The organism is Mycobacterium sp. NGS16 (genome assembly GCF_059813225.1).
Genome location: NZ_JCALEE010000001.1, coordinates 500,556 through 520,427, shown reverse-complemented (window position 1 = coordinate 520,427; position 19,872 = coordinate 500,556). Strand labels below are relative to the sequence as shown.

18 protein-coding genes and 1 pseudogene are annotated in these 19,872 nt (G+C 71.2%); 3 read left to right on the top strand and 16 right to left on the bottom strand.

Annotated features, from left to right (window positions below; translation table 11 throughout):
• Nucleotides 1-45: 45 nt before the first annotated feature.
• The 13 genes from AC5Y4Q_RS02580 to gjpA all read right to left on the bottom strand — a co-directional run bounded on the left by AC5Y4Q_RS02580 (nucleotide 46) and on the right by gjpA (nucleotide 10,442).
• Nucleotides 46-285: a CopG family transcriptional regulator gene (locus AC5Y4Q_RS02580; RefSeq protein WP_235664010.1), complete on the bottom strand. Its 240-nt coding sequence runs from the start codon at nucleotides 283-285 to the stop codon at nucleotides 46-48.
• A 55-nt stretch (nucleotides 286-340) separates the two neighbouring features.
• Nucleotides 341-1,651 (bottom strand): hypothetical protein, encoded by a 1,311-nt coding sequence (locus AC5Y4Q_RS02575; RefSeq protein ID WP_499957848.1) that lies wholly within the window; start codon nucleotides 1,649-1,651, stop codon nucleotides 341-343.
• A 1-nt stretch (nucleotide 1,652) separates the two neighbouring features.
• Nucleotides 1,653-1,955 (bottom strand): type VII secretion target, encoded by a 303-nt coding sequence (locus tag AC5Y4Q_RS02570; RefSeq protein ID WP_499957845.1) that lies wholly within the window; start codon nucleotides 1,953-1,955, stop codon nucleotides 1,653-1,655.
• Between the two features lie 142 nt (nucleotides 1,956-2,097).
• Nucleotides 2,098-3,426: a phosphoglucosamine mutase gene (gene glmM / locus AC5Y4Q_RS02565; protein ID WP_125225963.1), complete on the bottom strand. Its 1,329-nt coding sequence runs from the start codon at nucleotides 3,424-3,426 to the stop codon at nucleotides 2,098-2,100.
• A gap of 145 nt (nucleotides 3,427-3,571) precedes the next feature.
• Complete coding sequence (gene rpsI, locus AC5Y4Q_RS02560) at nucleotides 3,572-4,084, bottom strand: 30S ribosomal protein S9 (RefSeq protein ID WP_064920230.1); 513 nt, start codon at nucleotides 4,082-4,084, stop codon at nucleotides 3,572-3,574.
• Nucleotides 4,081-4,524, bottom strand: a complete 444-nt coding sequence (gene rplM, locus AC5Y4Q_RS02555) for a 50S ribosomal protein L13 (protein ID WP_064920231.1) — start codon at nucleotides 4,522-4,524, stop codon at nucleotides 4,081-4,083. Before rplM ends, rpsI begins: the two co-directional genes overlap by 4 nt.
• Before the next feature lie 335 nt (nucleotides 4,525-4,859).
• Nucleotides 4,860-4,985, bottom strand: coding sequence for a hypothetical protein (locus AC5Y4Q_RS02550; RefSeq protein ID WP_267887732.1), 126 nt, complete (start codon nucleotides 4,983-4,985; stop codon nucleotides 4,860-4,862).
• A 16-nt stretch (nucleotides 4,986-5,001) separates the two neighbouring features.
• Nucleotides 5,002-5,235 (bottom strand): hypothetical protein, encoded by a 234-nt coding sequence (locus AC5Y4Q_RS02545; RefSeq protein WP_064920232.1) that lies wholly within the window; start codon nucleotides 5,233-5,235, stop codon nucleotides 5,002-5,004.
• A 43-nt stretch (nucleotides 5,236-5,278) separates the two neighbouring features.
• Nucleotides 5,279-5,716, bottom strand: coding sequence for a hypothetical protein (locus AC5Y4Q_RS02540; RefSeq protein ID WP_499957840.1), 438 nt, complete (start codon nucleotides 5,714-5,716; stop codon nucleotides 5,279-5,281).
• Nucleotides 5,717-5,876: 160 nt separating this feature from the next.
• Nucleotides 5,877-6,173, bottom strand: coding sequence for a WXG100 family type VII secretion target (locus tag AC5Y4Q_RS02535; protein WP_064920234.1), 297 nt, complete (start codon nucleotides 6,171-6,173; stop codon nucleotides 5,877-5,879).
• A gap of 1 nt (nucleotide 6,174) precedes the next feature.
• Entirely contained in the window at nucleotides 6,175-6,492 is a 318-nt protein-coding gene (locus AC5Y4Q_RS02530; RefSeq protein ID WP_064920235.1) for a WXG100 family type VII secretion target, read from the bottom strand.
• Nucleotides 6,493-6,636: 144 nt separating this feature from the next.
• The gene (locus AC5Y4Q_RS02525) at nucleotides 6,637-9,264 is read right to left on the bottom strand and encodes a PGRS repeat-containing protein (protein WP_499957832.1); all 2,628 of its coding nucleotides are present in this window, start codon (nucleotides 9,262-9,264) and stop codon (nucleotides 6,637-6,639) included.
• 53 nt (nucleotides 9,265-9,317) lie between these two features.
• Nucleotides 9,318-10,442 (bottom strand): outer membrane porin GjpA, encoded by a 1,125-nt coding sequence (gene gjpA, locus AC5Y4Q_RS02520; protein WP_499957830.1) that lies wholly within the window; start codon nucleotides 10,440-10,442, stop codon nucleotides 9,318-9,320.
• 237 nt (nucleotides 10,443-10,679) lie between these two features.
• On the opposite strand from gjpA, the pseudogene AC5Y4Q_RS02515 reads away from it, so the two are divergent.
• Nucleotides 10,680-11,507 (top strand): annotated as a pseudogene (locus tag AC5Y4Q_RS02515) (helix-turn-helix transcriptional regulator); the annotation flags it as partial.
• A gap of 32 nt (nucleotides 11,508-11,539) precedes the next feature.
• Here the strand turns inward: AC5Y4Q_RS02515 and AC5Y4Q_RS02510 are convergent.
• Nucleotides 11,540-12,703 (bottom strand): type VII secretion-associated protein, encoded by a 1,164-nt coding sequence (locus AC5Y4Q_RS02510; RefSeq protein WP_499957828.1) that lies wholly within the window; start codon nucleotides 12,701-12,703, stop codon nucleotides 11,540-11,542.
• Nucleotides 12,700-16,251, bottom strand: coding sequence for a type VII secretion protein EccCb (eccCb, locus tag AC5Y4Q_RS02505; RefSeq protein WP_499957826.1), 3,552 nt, complete (start codon nucleotides 16,249-16,251; stop codon nucleotides 12,700-12,702). The genes AC5Y4Q_RS02510 and eccCb overlap by 4 nt, the downstream gene beginning before the upstream one ends.
• 110 nt (nucleotides 16,252-16,361) lie before the next feature.
• Between eccCb and AC5Y4Q_RS02500 the strand changes: the two genes are divergently transcribed.
• Entirely contained in the window at nucleotides 16,362-17,486 is a 1,125-nt protein-coding gene (locus AC5Y4Q_RS02500; protein ID WP_499957824.1) for an EsaB/YukD family protein, read from the top strand.
• A gap of 26 nt (nucleotides 17,487-17,512) precedes the next feature.
• Entirely contained in the window at nucleotides 17,513-18,772 is a 1,260-nt protein-coding gene (gene mycP, locus AC5Y4Q_RS02495) for a type VII secretion-associated serine protease mycosin (protein WP_499957822.1), read from the top strand.
• Here the strand turns inward: mycP and eccB are convergent.
• The gene (eccB, locus tag AC5Y4Q_RS02490) at nucleotides 18,714-19,817 is read right to left on the bottom strand and encodes a type VII secretion protein EccB (RefSeq protein WP_499957820.1); all 1,104 of its coding nucleotides are present in this window, start codon (nucleotides 19,815-19,817) and stop codon (nucleotides 18,714-18,716) included. The genes mycP and eccB overlap by 59 nt on opposite strands.
• Between the last annotated feature and the right edge of the window lie 55 nt (nucleotides 19,818-19,872).

Here is a 19,872-nt window from a genome sequence, read left to right as displayed (position 1 = left end):
GGATTGTGTTTGCTGTCCTCATCGACGGCGTACACGCATCGACGATCATCGGTCGTCGTCGGACAGGTCAAGCACGTCGCCGATGTTGGTGACGTCAACCTTCAAGCCGATCCGCGCTGTGCGATGCAGGTACCGTGCCACGGGGGCACTGGTCTGCGGCGCCATGCCGCGGCGCGCAAGCAGGTTCAGCGCCTCACTGACACCGAGTCCGTTTCGCCGGAGCCGTTCGACCTCGGCGGCGACATCGCTATTGATCACCACAGTCGTCCTCCCAGCCAGCATCATGCGCCTTGCGCATCATGATGCGCGTAGTTCGGCATGGACATGCCTGCCGGCTCATTCACTGTCCCACCTGCGGTAACTCTTCCGCAGCGATCTCACATGGGGTCTTGGGCGAGGTGTCCGGAGCTGGCGGCGCGAGAGCCGGTTCCGTCTCGTCGGATTCGGCTTGCGGTACGGGATCTTCGACCGCCGGGCCCGACTCCGGTTCGGTTACCGCCGCTGTCTCGTCAGCCAGTTCGGCCTCCTGGGGTTCCGCGGTGTCGTCGGTGGCCTCGGCTTCCGGATCCGGGTCGTCCTCGGATTCGTTCGGCTCCACGCCGGCGTCAGGGTGATCGTCTTCCCAGCCGTCGTCATCGAACGGCTCGCCGAATGGCTGCCCGGAGCCGGGATCAGCCAGGGCGTCGGCCAAACGGGGAATCAGCCCACCGAGGCCGCCCAACCCACCGAGACCACCGCCCGGCAACCCGCCCGAGGGCAAACCCAGATCGCCGGGAAGCCCGAGGCCGGCCGGCAAACCCGGATCGACAGGCGGGTCGTCGAATGCTGCGGCGGGTTCCGGTACGGCGGCGCTCGGCCGCTCCCCCGGCGCCGCCGGTATGTCCGCCGGTGCCAGGTCTGCCGCGACGGGGGCCAGGGCCGCCGGAACGACCGGCGCCGGGTCGTCGAGTGGTGCAGCCGCCCCGAGGTCACCCGGAAGCGCGAAAGCCGTCCCCGGCCTCGGGTCGGCCGCGGCCACCGCGGCACGGTAGGCAGCCTCGGCCGCATCCCGCGCCGGCGACACGGCCGAGGCCCACGCGGCCCGAACGTCGTTGTCCACGTAGGGCATCACCTGTTTCTCGATGACCTCGGCGGCGTGCTTGTCGGCGGCACCGGAGCTCACCGCATGCGCGGCGGCCAGCCATGCCGGACGCTGGGCACCGACCTGCTGATCGACCGCCAGCACCGCCGCCACCTTGGCGTCGACCAGCCGCCACAGCTCGTCACGCAGCACCGCGCACCCGGTGGCGGCTGCCCGCAAGCGGGCGGTCAGTTGCGCACCGGCCTCGCAGTGTCGGCGCAGGAACTCCGCGGCGACCTCGGCACCCGGACCGCGCCACGCCGCAGCCAGATCGACCAGTTGTGCACGCTGGCGGCGCAACGCATCCTCGGCCGCCGCCGCCAGCGCATCCAGCGCCGCACAATCGCCGTCGAGCGCCCGCAGATCCAGGCCGGCGTCACTGTCGTAGCGATCGGCGAGCTGCCCGTCGTAGCCGGCGAGATCGGGATACCGGTAGCCCAGCCGGTTACACGCCGAGACGTAGGCCTGGGTGTGCGCCACTGCTTCTCGGCCCTCGCCGAGCCGCCCGGCCACGTCGTACTGCTGGGCCACCTCAGCCGACCCGGTCCGCGGCGTAGGACTCGGCGTGTCCGTAGCGCAGCACTGTGGCCCGTAGCGCCACGGTGATCTCGGTTGTGGCCCGCGACCAGCGCGTCAGCTCCGGCGCCCAGCTATCCAGCGTCCGCCGCAGCGCCTCCCCCGCCGCGACATGGTCACGCCCGGCAATACCGCCGTCAAATGCCAAGCTGCCCAACCGGGTTCGAATCGCGGTGTCGATATCGATCGCGGTGGCGTCGAAGGAGTCGGCCACCGAGCGCACTGCGGCGGGATCAAGATAGAGCTGTTGTCGTCCCATATGGGTAGGACGGTGCGGGCGCTGCAGCGGTTCCCGGGTAATTCCACACGCCGCCGGTGCTAGCGCCGGCGCTATCGTTTCCGAAAAGATCGCCAGCCAGCCACTCGGAAACGCACGTGCCGGACGGGACGCCGGAGCAAGCTCAGCGAGCGCGCACCGTCTCGGCGACACCGAGCGCGATCCGGTGCGCGGTTTCCTCGTCGGCGGCTTCCACCATGACCCGGACGAGCTGCTCGGTTCCCGAGGGGCGCAACAGGATTCGTCCGGTGTCGCCGAGTTCTTCCTCGGCACGCCGCACTGCGGTGCGCACCGCCAGGCGGCCCACCGCCTCGGCCTTGTCGGTGACCTCGACGTTGATCAGCACCTGCGGCAGGGTGCGCATCGCCGAGGCCAGACCGGCCAGCGGCGTGCCGGTCTGCGCCATCCGCGCCATCAGACGCAACCCGGTGATGATGCCGTCGCCGGTGGTGGCCAGACCGGGCAGCACGATGTGACCGGACTGCTCACCGCCGAGGGTGAAGCCGCCGGCCCGCAGCTGCTCGAGCACGTAGCGGTCGCCGACGTCGGTGGTGCGCACCTCGATGCCCGCTTCGCGCATCGCCAGATGCAGCCCGAGATTGCTCATCACGGTTGCTACCAGGGTGTCGCCGGCCAGGTCACCGGCGTCGCGCATGGCCAGCGCCAGCACGACCATGATGGCATCGCCGTCGACCACCTCACCGGCGGCGTCCACGGCCAGGCAGCGGTCGGCGTCGCCGTCGTGGGCCAGGCCCAGGTCGGCGCCGTGAGCGAGCACTGCCGCACGCAAGGGTTCCAGGTTCGTCGAGCCGCAGCCGTCGTTGATATTGAGCCCATCGGGATCGGCGTTGATCGCGATCACTGTGGCGCCGGCGGCCCGGTAGGCGCGTGGCGCCGCCTGGAAAGCCGCGCCGTGAGCACAGTCGACCACCACGGTCAGGCCGTCCAGCCGGGTCCGGTTGGTTTCGCCGAGGTGCCGCAGGTAGCAGTCCAGGGCGTCTTTGGCGTCCACCACCCGGCCCAACCCGGCACCGACCGGTCGTAACCCCGGCCCGGCGGCCACCAGATCCTCGATCTGATCCTCGGTGGCGTCGTCGAGTTTGTGGCCGCCCGGGCCGAAAAACTTGATGCCGTTGTCGGGCATCGGGTTGTGCGACGCGGAGATCATCACCCCGAAGTCGGCTTCATAAGCACTGGTCAAATAGGCCACCGCCGGGGTCGGCAGCACACCGGCCCGCAACGCGTCGACTCCTTGGCTGGTCAGCCCGGCGATCACCGCGGCTTCCAGCATCTCGCCGCTGGCCCGCGGGTCACGGCCGACGACGGCCACCCGGCGCTCGGTGCCGGTGGACAGCCGCTGAGCCGCCGCGCTGCCCAGCGCCATGGCCAGTTCCGCGGTCAATTCGCGGTTGGCGACCCCGCGGACGCCGTCGGTGCCGAAAAGTCGACCCATAACTATCCTTTATCGCCGCGAGCGTGCCTGTTCCCGGCCCGACACGCCGGTGTCGAACCGGAAACTCGCACCCTCGAATACAAGCCGGGGGCACCTTCCCTGTGCGGAAGGTACCCCCAACTCGCTGCCAGAATGCAATCGCAGATCAGCGCTTGCTGTACTGAGGTGCCTTGCGGGCCTTTTTCAGACCGTACTTCTTGCGCTCGGTGGCCCGCGGGTCGCGAGTCAAGAACCCGGCCTTCTTCAGCGCCGGCCGGTCCTCCGGCTGCACCAGGATCAGGGCGCGGGCCAGCGCCAGCCGCAACGCTCCGGCCTGCCCCGAGGGGCCGCCGCCGTCGAGGTGGGCGTAGACGTCGAAGCTCTCCAGGCGGTCGACGGTGACCAGCGGGGCCTTGATGAGCTGCTGGTGCACCTTGTTCGGGAAGTAGGCCTCCAGGGTCCGCCCGTCCAGGTTGAACTTGCCGGTGCCGGGCACCAGACGCACCCGCACCACGGCCTCCTTGCGGCGACCGACGGTCTGGATGGGACGGCCCAGGTCGTGCGGCTCGTAGCTCGGCGCGGCCTCAGCCTGCACCGCTACGGTCTCGTCGACCTCAACAGTCTCGGTGGGCTCAGGGGCCTCGGTGGGGTCGGCACCTTCGATTGCCGTCTCGGTCATTGCGTCACCTGCTTGATTTCGTACGGGACCGGCTGCTGAGCGGTGTGCGGGTGAACCGGCCCGGCGTAGACGCGCAGCTTGGTCTTGATCTGCCGCCCGAGCTTGTTCTTCGGGATCATCCCGAGGATCGCCTTCTCCACGACACGGTCGGGACGGGTCTGCATGAGCTCGCCGATGCTGCGCTTGCGCAGCCCGCCCGGGTAGCCCGAGTGGCGGTAAGCCATCTTGGTCTGCAGTTTGTTGCCGCTCATGGCGACCTTGTCGGCGTTGATGATGATGACGAAGTCACCACCGTCGACATTCGGCGTGAACGTCGGCTTGTGCTTGCCGCGCAGCAGGTTTGCTGCCGCAACGGCGAGCCGGCCGAGCACCACGTCGGTGGCGTCGATGACATACCACGACCGCGTGGTGTCACCCGCCTTCGGCGTATAGGTGGGCACAGCGCTTACCTCTCGTAATTCGGGTTGCTACCCGGTTGTGCGGATCCCGGAGCGAGCCGGGTGCCGGTCCAGCGTGAACGGCGGGGTGGTTCTCGGCGACCGACAGTGACCCGAGGACCCGCTGTGCCAGGACGGCACCGCACGCCAACGGAGCAGCTTACCGGCGGTGATCGCGGTGGGTCAAAACGCGGATGCGCTCCCGCGAGACGGTCGAACGTGATGTTCGCGCTGCACTCCTGCTCTTTGACAGTCAGGACGTCAACGCTCATCCACAACTCACCTTCATATGGCTCGGTCGGCATTTGGTCGACGAAGTCGTAGCCGTTGCCGCGGTATCAGCGGACATTGCGGCCTTCCGTCCACACCCCATCTGAGCCGAACGCCTTCTCGATCAGCTGAGCCAGCTGCTCGACGGTGTCCACTCCGACGTCGGGCACGTCAGACCGAAAATCCGACGCCATAGTTGGCCACAGCCGATCAGGTTGTGGCGGCGGCCAGGCGACGGTCCAATTCGGTCTCGGTCAAGACCTCGACACCCAACTGCTCCGCCAGCGCCCGTGCGTATGGAGCCGCCTGCGAATCCGCGTCGACGCCGAATAGGTATACGACGATGCTGTAGTCGCACCAATCCTCGGGGTGAACCGTCTTCTGCTCGACTTCGACGGCGAGAACGCCGTCGGGAAGCGCCAGCTTGTCGACTGCCGTCTGCACTCTAGAGACATCCACAGCAGCGGGGCTCACGTAAACTCCGGCGCTATTCATTTCGCCATTCTAGGTGCTCATCGTCGCCCAGGACCACCACGATCTGCGCTAGCCGAAGCCCCGACGTGCCGACTTCGCGAACCAGCGCGGACCGCGCCAGGTCTCTGCTCACTCCTACGGCTTTGCGGAGATCCAAAACGCCATACGGCGATTGCCTCCCCAACTGCGCGACGCTGTCCCGGATCGCCCTGATGGACGGGGTCTCGATGGTCTTGAATTCGACAGTGACGCCCGCGGCGTCGATGACGCCATCGGGAATCGTCCAGCCCGGCCCTTGAATGCCGGCATTCCGCGCATCGACAGACCGGACCGACACGTCACGGCCCGGTGCCTTGAGCCAGTCCGCGATCGCCTCTTCGGGCCGGCCCGGTTTCCCAGCGGCCTTGCGATCCTGGTCGAAGTGCCGGTACGGGTCATCGGGCGGCGCCACTGCACCCCGAAGTTCGGCGTAGCTGTATCGACGAGCTGTTCGACGGCCGCCCGGAACGGCGTGCACACGCTCACCCGGGGGCAAAGGGAATCTTGAGCCGGTGTGGCCCCGTCGGCTCTCCATCCGTCGGGGCCACACCGTTGTTCGGGGGTGGTCTCTCCTACCGCCCCCAAGCTCCCGCGGCCCGGCGATCGGCGTCGGCGACGTCCGCCGCGCCGTCGCGCACCGCGCGGCCCAATTCGAACAGGATCTGGTTCAGTGCGGCCACGGCCTGCTGCCACCGGAGTTGTTCGGCGTGATAGGCACCGGCGGCCTCCCGGGTCCACACCTGCTGCAGCGGTGCGATCTGCGATCGCAGCTGTTCCAGCGCGCCGTTGAGCCGGCTGGCCGTGGAGTGGATCTCCTGACGGACGGCGTATTCGATCTCCTCGAAGTTGTACGACAGTGCGGTGTGCATCTCAGATCCCGTCGCCAGCGGCGGCGATGTGGTGCGAGTGGGTCTCGGCCACCTCCCGCAACGCGCGCTCGTTGTGGCGGATGGTCTCGGCGATGCGCTGTAGCGCGTGGTGCAAGCTCAGGGATTCGCTGTTCCAGCGGTCCAGCACATCCTGGAATCGGGCTGCTGCCATCCCTGACCAGACCGACGGCGGCACGGCCCGCATCCGGGCGACGAACGCCTGCAGCATGCCGCGGATCTCTTCGTTGCGAGCGTCGGTGGCCGCCGCGACGGCGAGCATGACGTCGAAGTCGGCGTTGAGTGTGGTGGATGGGCTCACGTCTCTCTCCCATATCGGTCGATGGCTGATATGTAGTTCGACGGGGGCGAGGCGAATTCGGTTCCCCCAGCCACGAGCCAGGAGAAATGGAAACGGTCGCCGGGCCCCGTGAGGGACCCGGCGACCGTGTCGAGGGACTGCTGCCTAGCCGGGGTTGCCCGGGGTGCCGGGGTTGCCGTCAGCACCGACGGGGTCACCGGCGCCGCCTGTGCCACCGGCACCAGCGGCACCTCCTGCACCTGCGGCACCCGCGGTACCCGTGGTGCCATTGCCGGCACCGCCCTGTCCGGCCGTGCCTGCGGCGCCACCGGCCGCGCCGTTGGCGCCGTTGCCGCCGTTGCCGCCGGCCAGGCCCGCGCCGGTGTCGGGGTTGACGCCACCGGCACCGCCGTCACCGCCGCGCCCGCCGTCACCGCCACGGCCGCCGTTGCCGGCGTTGCCGCCGACTCCGTTCTCCGAGCTGCCGCCGTTGCCGCCCTTGCCGCCGACCGAGCCATTGCTGCCGTCGCCGCCGTCACCACCGGGCGTCTTGCCGGGGGTGCCGGTAATCGGGTTGTTGGTGGTTGATCCAAGTGTGCCGGCGCCACCGGTGCCGCCGCCGCCGCCGTTGCCGCCGTTGCCGCCGTTGACATCGCCGGCACCGTTACCACCGTTACCGCCGGTACCGCCGACACCGCCGACACCGCCGCCGTTCTGCCCGCCACCGCCACCGAGGCCACCGTCACCGCCGTTGCCGGCGCGACTGGGCCCAAGGCCCAGGGTGTTGGCCGGAGTCTCGACGCCGCCGCTATTGCCGCCGTTGCCACCGGTGCCCCCAGCACCACCGACACCGGCACCGGCGTCCCAGGAGCCGTTGCCGCCCCTGCCGCCGTTGCCACCGGATGCGGTGCCGTTGCCGCCGTTGCCGCCAGCGCTACCGGCTCCGCCCTCGCCGTTGCCGGTGCCGCCGCCGCCGCCGTTCCCGCCATTGCCGCCGATGCTGACCACGCCGGGGCCGGTCGCGCCGTCGGCGCCGTTGCCGCCCAGGCCGCCGGCACCGCCGGCACCGGTGCCACCGGTGAGGATGTTGGTGGTGGTCGAACCGCCGAGGGCGCCGTTGCCGCCGTTGCCGCCGATGCTCCAGATGGTGCCGTCGGCGTCCTTCCAGCCGGTGGCCACGCCGCCGTCGGCGCCGTTGCCGCCTGCCCCGCCGTTGATGCCGTTGGCGCCGTTGCCGCCGCCGCCACCGTCACCGCCCTTGTAGGTGCCGGTGCCGCCGGCCGCGCCGTCGGTGCTGACACCGGCGGTGTGGCCGTTGCCGCCGCCCCCGCCGTAGCCGCCGCGGCCGCCGATGGTCTTGATGGTGTCGTCGGTGGTGGCGCCGTTGCCGCCGGCCCCGGCCTGCCCGGCATCGCCGCCGCGCCCGCCGTCCAGGTCACCGCCGTAGCCGCCCTGGCCCCCGGTGCCGCCGTTGCCGGCGGTGCCGGTCACCCCGACCGCGCCGGTGGCGTCACCGCCGACGCCGCCGTTGCCGCCGACGCCGCCGACACCGGTGGCGCCTTGGGTGGTGGCGGAGTTGCCCATGCCGTAGCCGCCACTGCCGGCCCAGCCGCCGGCGTTGCCGCCGTTGATGCCGGTTCCGCCGTCGCCGCTGTTGCCGCCGTTGCCGCCGGCGTATCCGGCGCCGCCGTCACCGCCGGTACCGCCGGAGCCGCCGTTGCCGAGGTAGTTGCCGGCCGCGTCCTTGAAGCCGTCACCACCGGCGCCGCCGTTGCCGCCGTGCCCGCCGTTGCCGGACTGGCCGGCGCTGCCGTAAAGCGGCGAGTCGTAGAAGTTGGAGCCGCGGGCGCCGCCCAGGCCGCCCGCACCGCCGCGGCCGGTGGCGTACGTGGCGGCAGCGCCGTTGCCGCCGTCGTGGTGGTCGGCGGTGCCGTCGGCGCCGTCGCCGGCGTTACCGGCCGCAGCGCCCGCACCGCCGGCGCCGCCGTTGCCGAACAGGTAACCGGAGACGCCGCCGGTACCACCGTTGCCGCCGGTGCCGCCCGCTCCGCCATTGCCGTTGCCGCCGTTGGCGAAGCTGCCCTTGGCGCCGTCGGCGCCGACACCACCGGCCCCGCCGGCGCCGCCATTGCCGAACATCCAGGCCATCGCCGCACCGCCGTCGCCACCGTTGCCGCCGTTGAGGTAGCCGATGGCACCGGCGCCGCCGGCACCGCCGTCACCGCCGTGGCCCATCCACGTGCCACCGATACCGCCGTTGCCGCCGGCGGCACCCGCTCCACCGTCGCCGCCGGCGCCGCCGTTGCCGAAGCCGATGGCGTTGCCACCGTTGCCGCCGGCCACCCCGGCCTCATCGCTGTTCCACCCGGCGCCACCATCGCCGAACCACAGCCCGCCGTGGCCGCCGTCGGGGTTCTCCGCGGTGCCGTCGATGCCGTCGCCGATCAGGTACTGCCCGGCCATGGTGTTGATGGCGCCGTTGACCATCTCACCGAGGTCACTGTTGATCCAGGCCTCGGTCAGCGTGTGCAGCGGGGTGTAGAACAGCTGGTCGAACAGCGTGGCAGTGTTGAAGTCGCCCATCAGACCGGAGATGTCGAAGGCTTCCAAACCAGCGGCCGAGCCGGCCACGTCGACGTCGGCGGTCGGGACCATCCAGTCGAAGCTGAACAGGTCCTCGAAGAAGTCGGCCTGGGCGGCGGGCGCCGGCGCCAGCGGCGTCATGCCGAACGCCAGGAACGCCGCGGCGGTGCTGCCGGCACCGATCATCCGGTTGCGCTTGCGGTGAGTCATGTGGGAATGCCTCTCGTGTGAAAAAACGGGTGGGGGAACGATTTTGGCGGGATCTACAGACCCAGCCCGGCCAGCAGTTCGGCGAACGCATCGGTGCCCAACGCGTCACCGGCGCCGCCGTCGTCGAGGTCGGTGGGGATCAGCGGCAGGTCGCTGCCCGCCAGCGGCGGGGTGACCGGCACCGCACCCTTGCCGTCCCAGCCGGAGCCCAGCAACGCGCCGATGGTCTGGCCCAGGCCCAGCATCGCCCCGATCGGGCCGACTGCGTTGCTTTCGATGTTGAGGCTGCCGACCACCGGGGCGCCGGTGAGCTCGAGCCCGACGCTGTTGAGGATCGAGCCGCCCACCGCGGGCGTCTCGGCCACCACCTCGCCGTTGGCGCCGAGCACCTGATACGGGTCGATCGCGACATGGCCGGCGGTGAGCCAGCCGCCGAACGCGATGTCCAGGTGCCCGATCCCCATGCCGTCCGGCAGGTAGTCCCCGGCGGCCTCATTGATCATCGGCAGCATGCTGTCCAGGTTGAGCGTGGCGCCGTTCAGCGAGGCGCCGAACATGTTGGCCAGGGTGTCGGAGAAGTTGTCACCGTCATTGATGCTGTTGAGCAGCGCGACCATCGGCGAGATCCACGGGCCCAGCGAGCCCATGATCAATCCACTCAACGGCGACGACAGGAAGTGGATGATCGGCATCATGTCCGCCGGGAACATCCCGCCCATGATCGACGACAGCGGCCCGGCGAACAGGTCATACCAGCCCATCGCGAAGGTCGAGGAGTCGCCGGCGGCCAGGGTGTGGCTCATGACGATTTCGAGTGTTTCCTGAGTGGGGTTGCTCAGCGTGTAGCCGGTCAGCAGGGCATCGAGGTTGTGGCGGATCTGCTCGGTGACGTAGGTGAGGTTCGTCGGGTCATCCAGCAGCTGCTGGGCATAGTCGTTCTGGTTGGCTATGAACTGCTGGAACGCCACACCCGGCGCCAGGTAGTAGTTGTTCATGATCTGCGTCATGTTCTGCTGCGCGGCGTTGAACACCGCGTCCCAGGCGCTGGTCGCAGCCAGCGCGACATCGCGCACCGTGCCGGTCTGGGGCAGCGGGGCGACCACCGGGGTGGCGGCGATCAGGCCGGCGCCCACGATCGCGACACCGGCGGTGGCGTAGGGGCGGATTGCTGTGCGCAAGGGATATCTCCTCGAGGTTGTGGCGGCTGCCAAGGGGGGTTGGACGCTAAATTGACGTGCGGGAAAGGATCATGGGTGTCTCTCAGATGACGACCAGCCGATATCCACCGCAAAACCGCGGTGACTCCTGAATCCCCAGGTGACGCGACTTGTCGTTATCAGCACGCGTTAAGGCTATGCATCGTTTTGTCGCGAAGTTAGGACGTTTTTTCGCAAGTTTGGACTATTGTCGGCGCCATGCTTCGTTCCGCCCGGTTGGTTCGTCAGCGCGCCGGAGTGAAGGTCTACGAGTACCCGATCGATCCACATACGCCACCGGTGGTGGTGGCCAAGGTGGGCAAGGAAAAGCTCTCCGAGCACGGCCAGATCCACAACTTCCCGGCGCTGTGGTGCAACCGGGCGGCCGGCCTGGTCTACGTGGTCGCGATGGGCGCCACCGTTGACGCGACGGGGGTCGAATGCGCCGACGACGGCACCGCGGTGTTCTTCGATCCGGCCGCGGTAGGTGGTGACGGCGCGTCGCCGTGGCTGACCTGGCAGACACATCCGCTGCTGCGGCTGTTCCTGCACGAGCGCGACGGAGGGCTGCTGCGTCTGGAGCTGCCCGCTTCCGATCTAGCGGCGTTCACCGCCACCCTCGATTCGATGAAATGCGAACTCCGGCAACGGCGGGAGGGGTGTCAGGAGGCGGTGTCAGCGCTGCTGACCCTGCTGCTGATCATCCTCACCCGGGCGGCCGGCGACACGGTACTCGAACTGCGCCACGGCGACGAGCCGCTGCTGGCCGAGGTATTTGCGACAATCGACCGGCGCTTCACCGAGCCGCTGTCACTGCGCGAGGTGGCGCACGAGGTTTCCGTGTCGCCGGGGCATCTGACCACGATCGTGCGCCGCCGTACCGGACGCACGGTGCTGGAATGGATCACCCAACGCCGCATGGGCGAAGCCCGTCGCCTACTGACCGATACCCGGCTGTCGATCACCGAGATCGGCCAGCGGGTCGGGCTTCCCGACGCGGCCTACTTCACCCGCCAGTTCCGCCAAGCTCACGGCACCACCCCCAGTCAGTGGCGCAGATCCCTGCCGGCCGGTGATGCTCAGGTGACGGCGTGGGCCGAGCGCACCGCCTGTTCGCACACCGGGCGCAGCGCATCGGCGCCTTCCGGTCCGCTCTGGCAGCCGATGCCGATCCGCACCGCGCGGTCGACCAGCACCGCCCAGTCGACGTGATGGTCGTCGCGAATCTCCCGGTAGGTCACCGCCGGACGGCCTGCGCTGCTGCCGGCCGGATCGAAGCCGACGAACACTCCGGGCGCGTCCGCGTCGGCGACTTGCATTGCCCGGTGCAAGGGTTCGGCGATGGCGGCGAGGGTTTCACCGGCGGCGGGCGCCTGGGTGATGTGCAGCACCAGTCGGGGGTCGATCGGGGAGGCCACCTCCACTCGGGCCGAGCCGGGGCCGGCGGTGACCCGGCGCACCGACCAGTCCGCCGGCACCTGCACCGCCACCCGGCCCTCCACCAGATACGTCGCCGGTTCGGGCGGCGCATCGTGGTGTGCGCGCAGGGCTAACCCGACCACAGCCAGCGCGGCCGCGAGGGCCAGCGGCAGCCTTGCGCGGCTGCGTTCGGGTTGGGCCATCGCTGAGGCCGGTTCCGGCGTCGCGGCGCGTTCAGCAGCCCGCTCGGCGGGCAGCTCGTCGACAACCGCCACCTGCGCAGCACCCCGCAGCCGGTCGGCGATCAGCGCCGCCAGTGCGCCGGCCCCGCCGATCCCGGCGGGGGCATCGATGACCACCGTGGCACCGGAATGCGGTACCCCGGCCAGCACCCGGTCCGCCACTGCCGCGGCCACCTCCCCGGGAGCGCCGACGCGCGGTTCGGCAGTGATTCTGGCGACGGTGATGGCCACCAGCTGCTCAGCGATCTCCACCACCGCGGTTGCCTGGAATGCGTTGGACAGCACCGCTGATCGCGGCCGGGTGACGATGTCCTCGGCCAGGCCACGGGCGGCTGCGGTGACCCGTTGCACCCGACGCGCCGGCCACCACGAGGGGTGGATGATCTCCATCGACTCGGTGGGCTCCGGGCAGGCAAGCACACTGCGCAGCAGCTGCGGCACCTCGACCGGCTCCCCGTCCACCAGCGCGATCGGCTCGTCGATCCATTCCAAAGCCGCTGCAGCATCGAAGGTTTCGCTGGCACCGCAACACAGCCGGTGAACCGTTGCCGGGCCGACCTCGATGACGGCGCAGTGCGTCACGGCTCCCAGGCCACCTGGATCAGCCGCTCACCGCCGGCCCGGGTGACCAGGGTGCCGCGCCCGGGCGGAAGCGCTCGCGGCCGAACGGATCCGATCAGCGCGGCATCGGCCGGGTCGCCGCTCATCACCAGCCCCATCGCGCCCAGGTCGTGCAGTGCGGCCAGCACCGGCTCGTACATCGACCGGGCCGCGCCGCCGCTACGGCGAGCGACCACCAGGTGCAGCCCCAGATCGGCTGCATGGGGCAGGTATTCCAGCAGCGGCATGAGCGGATTGCCCGCGGCGGTGGCCACCACGTCGTAGTCATCGACCAGGACATACATCTGCGGGCCGGTCCACCACGACCGGTCGCGCAGTTGCTGCGGGTCGATATCCGGCGCGGGCATCCGCCGGGCCAAGCGGTCGATCAGGTCCGGAAGCAGAGCGGCACACGACGCCGCGGACATCGCGTAGCCGGCCAGGTGCTCGGTGTCGACGGCCCCCAGCAGGCTGCGCCGGTAGTCGACCACCAGCAGCCGTGCCTGATCGGCGGTGCGCGTCCGCACCAGCTCCCGGCACAAGGTGCGCAACACCGTCGACTTTCCGCACTCGTTGTCGCCCAGGATCAGCAGATGCGGCTGCCGACCGAAATCGACTGTGACCGGGCCGCGTTCGTCGGCTCCCAGCACGAGCTGGCCACCGGCCGCCGCAATCAGTTCAGCGCGCTCGACCACGGTCGGCAGCAGCGGGATCGGCGGCGCAACATGGTCCTGGTGCTGCAACGGTTCCCACCCTTGCGGGCGTGCCACCAGCATGTGCAGGCCCTCGGGTGTCAGGCCGCGCCCGGGCCGGTCGACGGGCACCCGCTGCGCCTGTCGGCGGTCCAGCTCGGATTCGGCCGGGTCGCCCAGCCGCAGCTCGATGCGGGTGCCGATCAGGTCGCGTAGCGCTGGCCGCACCTCGGCCCACCGCGAGGCGGACAACACCACATGCATACCGAAGGACAGGCTGCGCCGGGCCAAGGCGGTGATCCTTGTCTCCAGGTCGGGTTCGCGGCACAGGGCTGCCCATCCGTCGATCACCAGGAACACGTCCGCGGCCCGGCCGACCGCGCCGGCCTGTTCCCGCCGTTGCAGGATCGCCTCCATCTCGACGATCGTGCGCTGCACCAGATCGGGCTGCCCCGGACCGGCCACCGAGCCCACCTGCGGCAGCCCACCCAGCGCGGACAGTGCGCCCCCACCGAAGTCCACGCAGTAGAACACCACCCGCGTCGCGTCGTGGCTGGCGCTGAGGGCAGCGATCAGGGTGGTCAGTGTCGTCGACTTACCGGTCCGGGGCGCGCCGACGACGGCGACGTGCCCGCCGGCGCCGTCGAGGCGGACCGACAGCGGGGTGCGCCGTTGTTCGACGGGCCGGTCGACGATTCCGATCGGCACGCTCAGTCCGCGATGCTCGCCGTCGAGCAGTTCCCCTAGCGCCGGCGAAGCTGCCAGCGGCGGCAACCACACTCGCCGCGCCGCCGGGCCGTGCCCGGCGATCCGCTGAAGCATTGCCTGTAGCACGGTTCGCCCGTCCGGCTCGGGTGCCGTCGTTGCCGGGCCGCTCGGCGCGGCGGTGAACAGTCGCGCCTCGCGCGGGGCCGGCCGGGGAGCCGGGCACCCGCCGGAGACGTAGGACGTCTGGAATCGGGTGACCTCGGCGTCGGCGGTGCGCAGATATCCCGCCCCGGGCTCATTGGGCAACTCGTGGGCATCCGGCACTCCCAGCACCAGCCGGGACTCGGCAGCCGTCACCGTCTTGAGGCACACCCGGTAAGACAGGTGCGATTCCAAACCGCGCAGCCGGCCCTCCTCGAGCCGCTGGCTGGCCAACAGCAGGTGCATGCCCAGGGAGCGCCCCAGCCGGCCGATCGCGACGAACGTGTCGATGAAATCGGGCTGTTGGTCAAGCAGTTCGGAGAATTCGTCGACGATGACGAGCAGCACCGGCAGGGCCGGCAGGGCCATCTGTGAGGCCCGCCGGGCCTGCGTATAGGTGCTGATACCCGGCACGCCCGCGGCGCGCAGTAGTTCCTGGCGCCGGTGCATCTCACCGGCCAGAGCGTCGCGCATCCGTTCCACCAGCGGCGCCTCATCGGCGAGGTTGGTGATGACCGCGGCGACATGGGGGGCTTGCTCGAATCCGAGAAAGGTTGCGCCGCCCTTGAAGTCGACCAGCACCAGGTTGAGGTCTTCCGGTGAGTGCCGAACTGTCATACCGAGCACCAGGGTGCGCAGGAACTCCGATTTGCCCGAGCCGGTGGCGCCGATGCACAGCCCGTGCGGCCCGCTGCCCCGCTCGGCGGCCTCTTTGATGTCCAGCCGCACCGGGTTTCCGTCCGGGTCGGTGCCAATCGGGACGCACAACCGCTGCGCCGGTGCGCCGGCCCACCCCTCGGCCGGCTCGTGATGGTCGATATTGTCGATGCCCAGCAGCTGCGCCCAGTCCATCGAACCCCCACAGCCGGTCGCGGTCACCGTGTGCGCGGCGAGCCGCTGCGCGCACACCACCGCCTCGGCGGCACTCAGGTAGTCCGGCCGGGTGCCGTCGGGATCGCTCAGCGTCGTCGCGCTCACGCTAAGCCGCCGCGCCGTGCCCCGGACGCCGACCTGCACCACCGATAGGCCGGCGCTGTCGATGACCACCACCGCGCGCCGGCCGGCCAGCGCGGCCTCCGCGGCCGCCAGGCTGGGGTAGGTCAGCCGGAGCGGTCCGGTGGCGTCGCCGAATGACGGATGTTGGTGGTGCGGTAGCCATTTCAGCCAGTCCCAGTGCCCGGACGAGTCGGTGACGGCGGCGATCAGCAGCACATCCGGGGCGTGCAGCATCGCCAGCTGGCAGATCATCGCGCGCAGCAGCCCCCGCGCGCGGTCGCCGTCGCCGTCCAGCAGCAGGGGTTCCGCACCCAGCAGCGGCACCGCGATCGGCACGGCGGGCACCGTCGCATGGGTGTCGAGGAAACGGCTCAGCGCGGTATCGGTGGCCGGGTCGATGCGACGCGCCGGATCCTCCGGTGGCGGCAGCAGCGGGGTGGCCAGGCGGGTCGATCCGATCCCGACCCTGACCCGGCCGAAGTCAGCGTCGCCGGGTCGGCGCTCCCACATCCGGGCGCTGCCGGCCAGCATCCACAACGCGTCCGGCTCAGGATGCGCCCACGCCAGAAACGAGCGCTGGCAGGCGGCGGTGGCGGTCACCGAGTCGCGCAGCGCAGCAAGATAAGCCAGGTAGTTGTCCCGGTCGTCGTCGATGTCGTTGCGGCCGCGGCTTCGCCCGGACAGCGCAGCCGCCACCGCCGAGGCCAGCATCATCACCGGCAGCAGCGCGAACACCGGGCTGCGCGCCACCGCGGCACCCGAGCGGTAGAGCACCGCCGTGATCGTGAGCATCCCCACGGCCGTGACAGCGGGCAGCAGCCGGGCCAGCATCACCGGTGAATCCGGTCGTGGCACCGATGGCGGTGCGGCAACGACGATTTCACCGACCGGCGGTGCCGGCGGCGGGCTCGCGGCGCATCCCGGCGCACTCATCGGCACACCGTAGATAGCCGGCGAACGACCGGCAAGTCAGCTGTGGAACACCGCAAACACGTGGGCCGCCATCGCGCTACGGTGCGCGAAGGCGAGAGAGGAGGCGAGACGTGTCGATCGCCGATTCGGGTCTGCGCCGGGTCGCGGTGCACACCGATACGGTTCACGCGGATCTGGCGCTACCGGCGGGGGTGCCGGTGGCGGCGCTGATCGCGTCTGTTGTCGACCTCTTGCCGCGCCGGGACGGCCCACAGGCGCTGCGCCCCTACCGGCTGAGTCTGCCGGGGCGGGCACCACTGGATGCCGCGAAGACGTTGGGCCAGCAGGGAATCGGAGACGGATCAGTGCTGGTGCTGACGCGCGCGGACGACATCCCGGCGGAGCCGCGCTTCGACGATCCGGCCGAGCAGGTGGCCGCTGTGGTTCGTGCATCGGCCCGACCGTGGAGCCCGGTCGCTCGCCGGCTCGCCGCCGCGCTCGCGGCATCCACCCTGGCCGGCGTCGCGGGTTTCGTGGCCGTTCCCGGCGGGCCCGGCACCCCGAATGCGCTGTTGGCTCTCGCAGCTACCGGGACCGTGGCCGCCGCTGCGCTACCGGCAAGCGGATGTAGCGGTGCGCTGCGCACGACGTTGTGTTGCTTGGCCGGGTTGGCGGTAGCCGCCGCCGTCGTCGGGATGAGCTGTGCCGCAACCGGTATCTCAGGGCAAGCCGTCGGCGCTGTCACGGCGGCCGGCGCCGTCGGCCTGATCCGGGCCGCGAGCCGGATCGCGGTGATGACCCGCGGTCCGGCCCGCGAGGCCCACGACCTGCTGACCGGTCTGGTCGCCGCGTCAGCAGTCGCAGCGGTGCTGGGTACCGTCGGCGTCGCCGCCGGGCAACCGGTCGACGGCGTGCCCCGACCGGTCGGTGTCGCGTTCGCAGCGGCGGCAGGCGCGGCCTTGCTGCTACGCGCCCGCTCCCACACCGACGGCTCACAGATCGCGGCGCTGCTGGCGGGTGGGGTCACCACCATCGGGATCGCCGTTCTCACCGCGGGTTGCGGGCCGTGGCCGGCCGCGGTGGCGGCGGCCTTGGCCGGTGCCGCAGTGGTTTTCGGCTTCACCGCACCGCCCGCATCCCCGTGGGCCCGCCGCGGCGCCGAGGTACTGGAGAGCTTAGCGCTGGGCATGCTGGTGCCCCTGGCCTGCTGGCTCTGCGGGGCCTACGGCGCCGCCCGCGGACTGGGTCTGGGCTGAGCGTGCGCAGCACCAGGGTCGCCCGGATGGCCGCCGCCGCTGCCATCGCCGGGACGACCCAGTGCGTGCCGCCGGCGAACGCGGTCGCACCACCCCCGATCGACAGCTCCCGGCTGCCCGCCGCGGCGCCGGCCGCACCGGCACGGCCCACCGTGCAGCGGGACGCGTGCGCGGTGCCAACGCTGGATCCCGCTGCGTCCGGGACCCAGCTCGAGGGGCTGGACCTGCCGGCGGTCTGGGCGCTCACCCGCGGCGCCGGCCAGCGGGTGGCGGTGATCGACACCGGCGTCGCGCCGCATCGACGGCTGCCCGGGCTGGTGGGCGGCGGCGACTATGTGTTCACCGGCAACGGCACCCAGGACTGCGACGGGCACGGCACCCTGGTCGCCGGCATCGTCGGGGCCGCACCGGATCCCGCCGACCGGTTCAGTGGTGTGGCGCCGCTGGCGACCGTGATCGGCATCCGCCAGTCCAGCACCCGATTCGGCACCATTGGCGACGGACCGGGGGTCGGCGACGTCGACACCCTGGCGAAGGCGGTGCGCATCGCCGCCGATCTGGGGGCGGCGGTGATCAACATCTCCGCGGTGGCCTGCCGGCCCGAGGGCTCCGGCCTGGACGACCGGGCACTCGGCGCCGCGCTGGCGTATGCGGTCGAGGCGAAGAACGCCGTCGTGGTCAGCGCGGCGGGCAACACCGACGACGGCTGCGATGCCGAGCGGCCGATGATCGTCAGCCCGGCCTGGTACGACGACTACGTGCTGACGGTCGGTTCGGTGGATGCCCATGGCGCCCCCTCGGCGTTCACCCGCGCCGGCCCGTGGGTCGACGTGGCCGCGCCCGGCGAGGCAGTGCTGTCGCTGAGCACCGTCGGTGATGCGATGGCAACCAACGCCGGCGGCACCAGCTTCGCCGCGCCGGTGGTCAGCGGTCTGGCGGCGCTGATCCGGGCCCGCTTCCCGGACTGGACACCACGGCAGGTGATGGACCGGATCAAGGCCACCGCGCGCCACCCGCCCGGCGGGCGCGACGACGTCGTCGGCGCCGGGGTGATCGATCCGCTGGCGGCCGTCAGCTTCGAGGCGGCACCGACCGTCCGGCGGGTTCCCGAACCGGCCCGTCCGGCACCGTCGGCCCCGCCGATTGTCGAACCCGTCACGGCTCCGGCCGGGCTGCGCACCGCCATCACCGGCACCGGTGGGCTGCTGGCGCTGCTGCTGGCGGTGCTCACCGGCCGGGCGCTGGCAGCACGACATCGTGCGCCCGCAGCGCCTGCTCGCGACTGAGCCGCGGGCCGGCCGGCAGCCCGGCGAGCATCGGCCACGGCACCCCGGCGGGCGTCTCCGGCAGGCCCAGGCTGCGTGCCGCGGCGGTGTCCTCGACGGTGAACCGCACCCCGGTCTCGTCGATCAGGTAGCCGGCCCCACCGGTTCGGCCGGAGACACCGGCCGCCCGCAGGTAGGCGCTGCGGCCCGGCGGCAGATACACCGCGTCCAAGGCGGGGCCCGGGCCATCGGCCTGGGCCAGCACCGTCGGCGTCGCGCCCGTCGGCAGCGGCAGGCCCACACCGGCAGAGAGCGTGACGCCGACCGGATCGTCGGCCCGCCAATGGGCGCACAGCGTCACCGCCGCGGCCGGCCACTCGGCGACCCGGCCGGCGAAGTCTTTCGCCGGCGGGGCCTCGGGAACCGCATTGAGCAACAGCGACGACACCCGCCGCGGCGCCGCGGATTCCAGCACCGGATCGGCCGGGTTGACCGGTGTCCGCCGGCCGCGCCGCACCAGGTAGACAGCTGCCGACTCCGAGCTGACCGGCACGGCCTCGTCGGCGTCGATACCCGCCGGGTGCGGCGGGTCGGCCCCGGCGATCAACGTGGTGCCGGCCGGGTCGTCGCAGAGCGACCAGGTCGCCGTCGCCGCCAACGCCGCGCCGAGCGCGCCGGGGGCACCGGGGATGCCCAGCGGCGGCCCCCGCCGGGCCCTGCTGATCTCGGTTCCGGCGACCGGCCGCGGGGTGGCAGGGCCGGCGATCAGGCGCGCCGAGGCGAGGTTGAACACCGGATGGACTGTGTCGCCGACCCGGACATACAGCGCCCCAGAGGCGCGGTCGAGCAGGATCGGCGCGTCACCGAGGCCCGGTTGCGGCCGCACGACGGCCAACACCAGAGCGCCGGCCACCACGATCACACTGATCAGGCAGCCCAGACCCAGCCCGGCCCGGCCCGGCGCGGGACCGCCGGCCGGCTGCCCGCACCGCAGCGCACGCTCCAATCGGTGGGCGGCGAATCGGTGCGCACCCAGCTGCAGCTGTGTCGTCGTTGGTGCCGTCATGCGCCCCCGTTCCCGTGCCGACGACGCTAACCGCGGCAGCGGCCGACGGCGTACG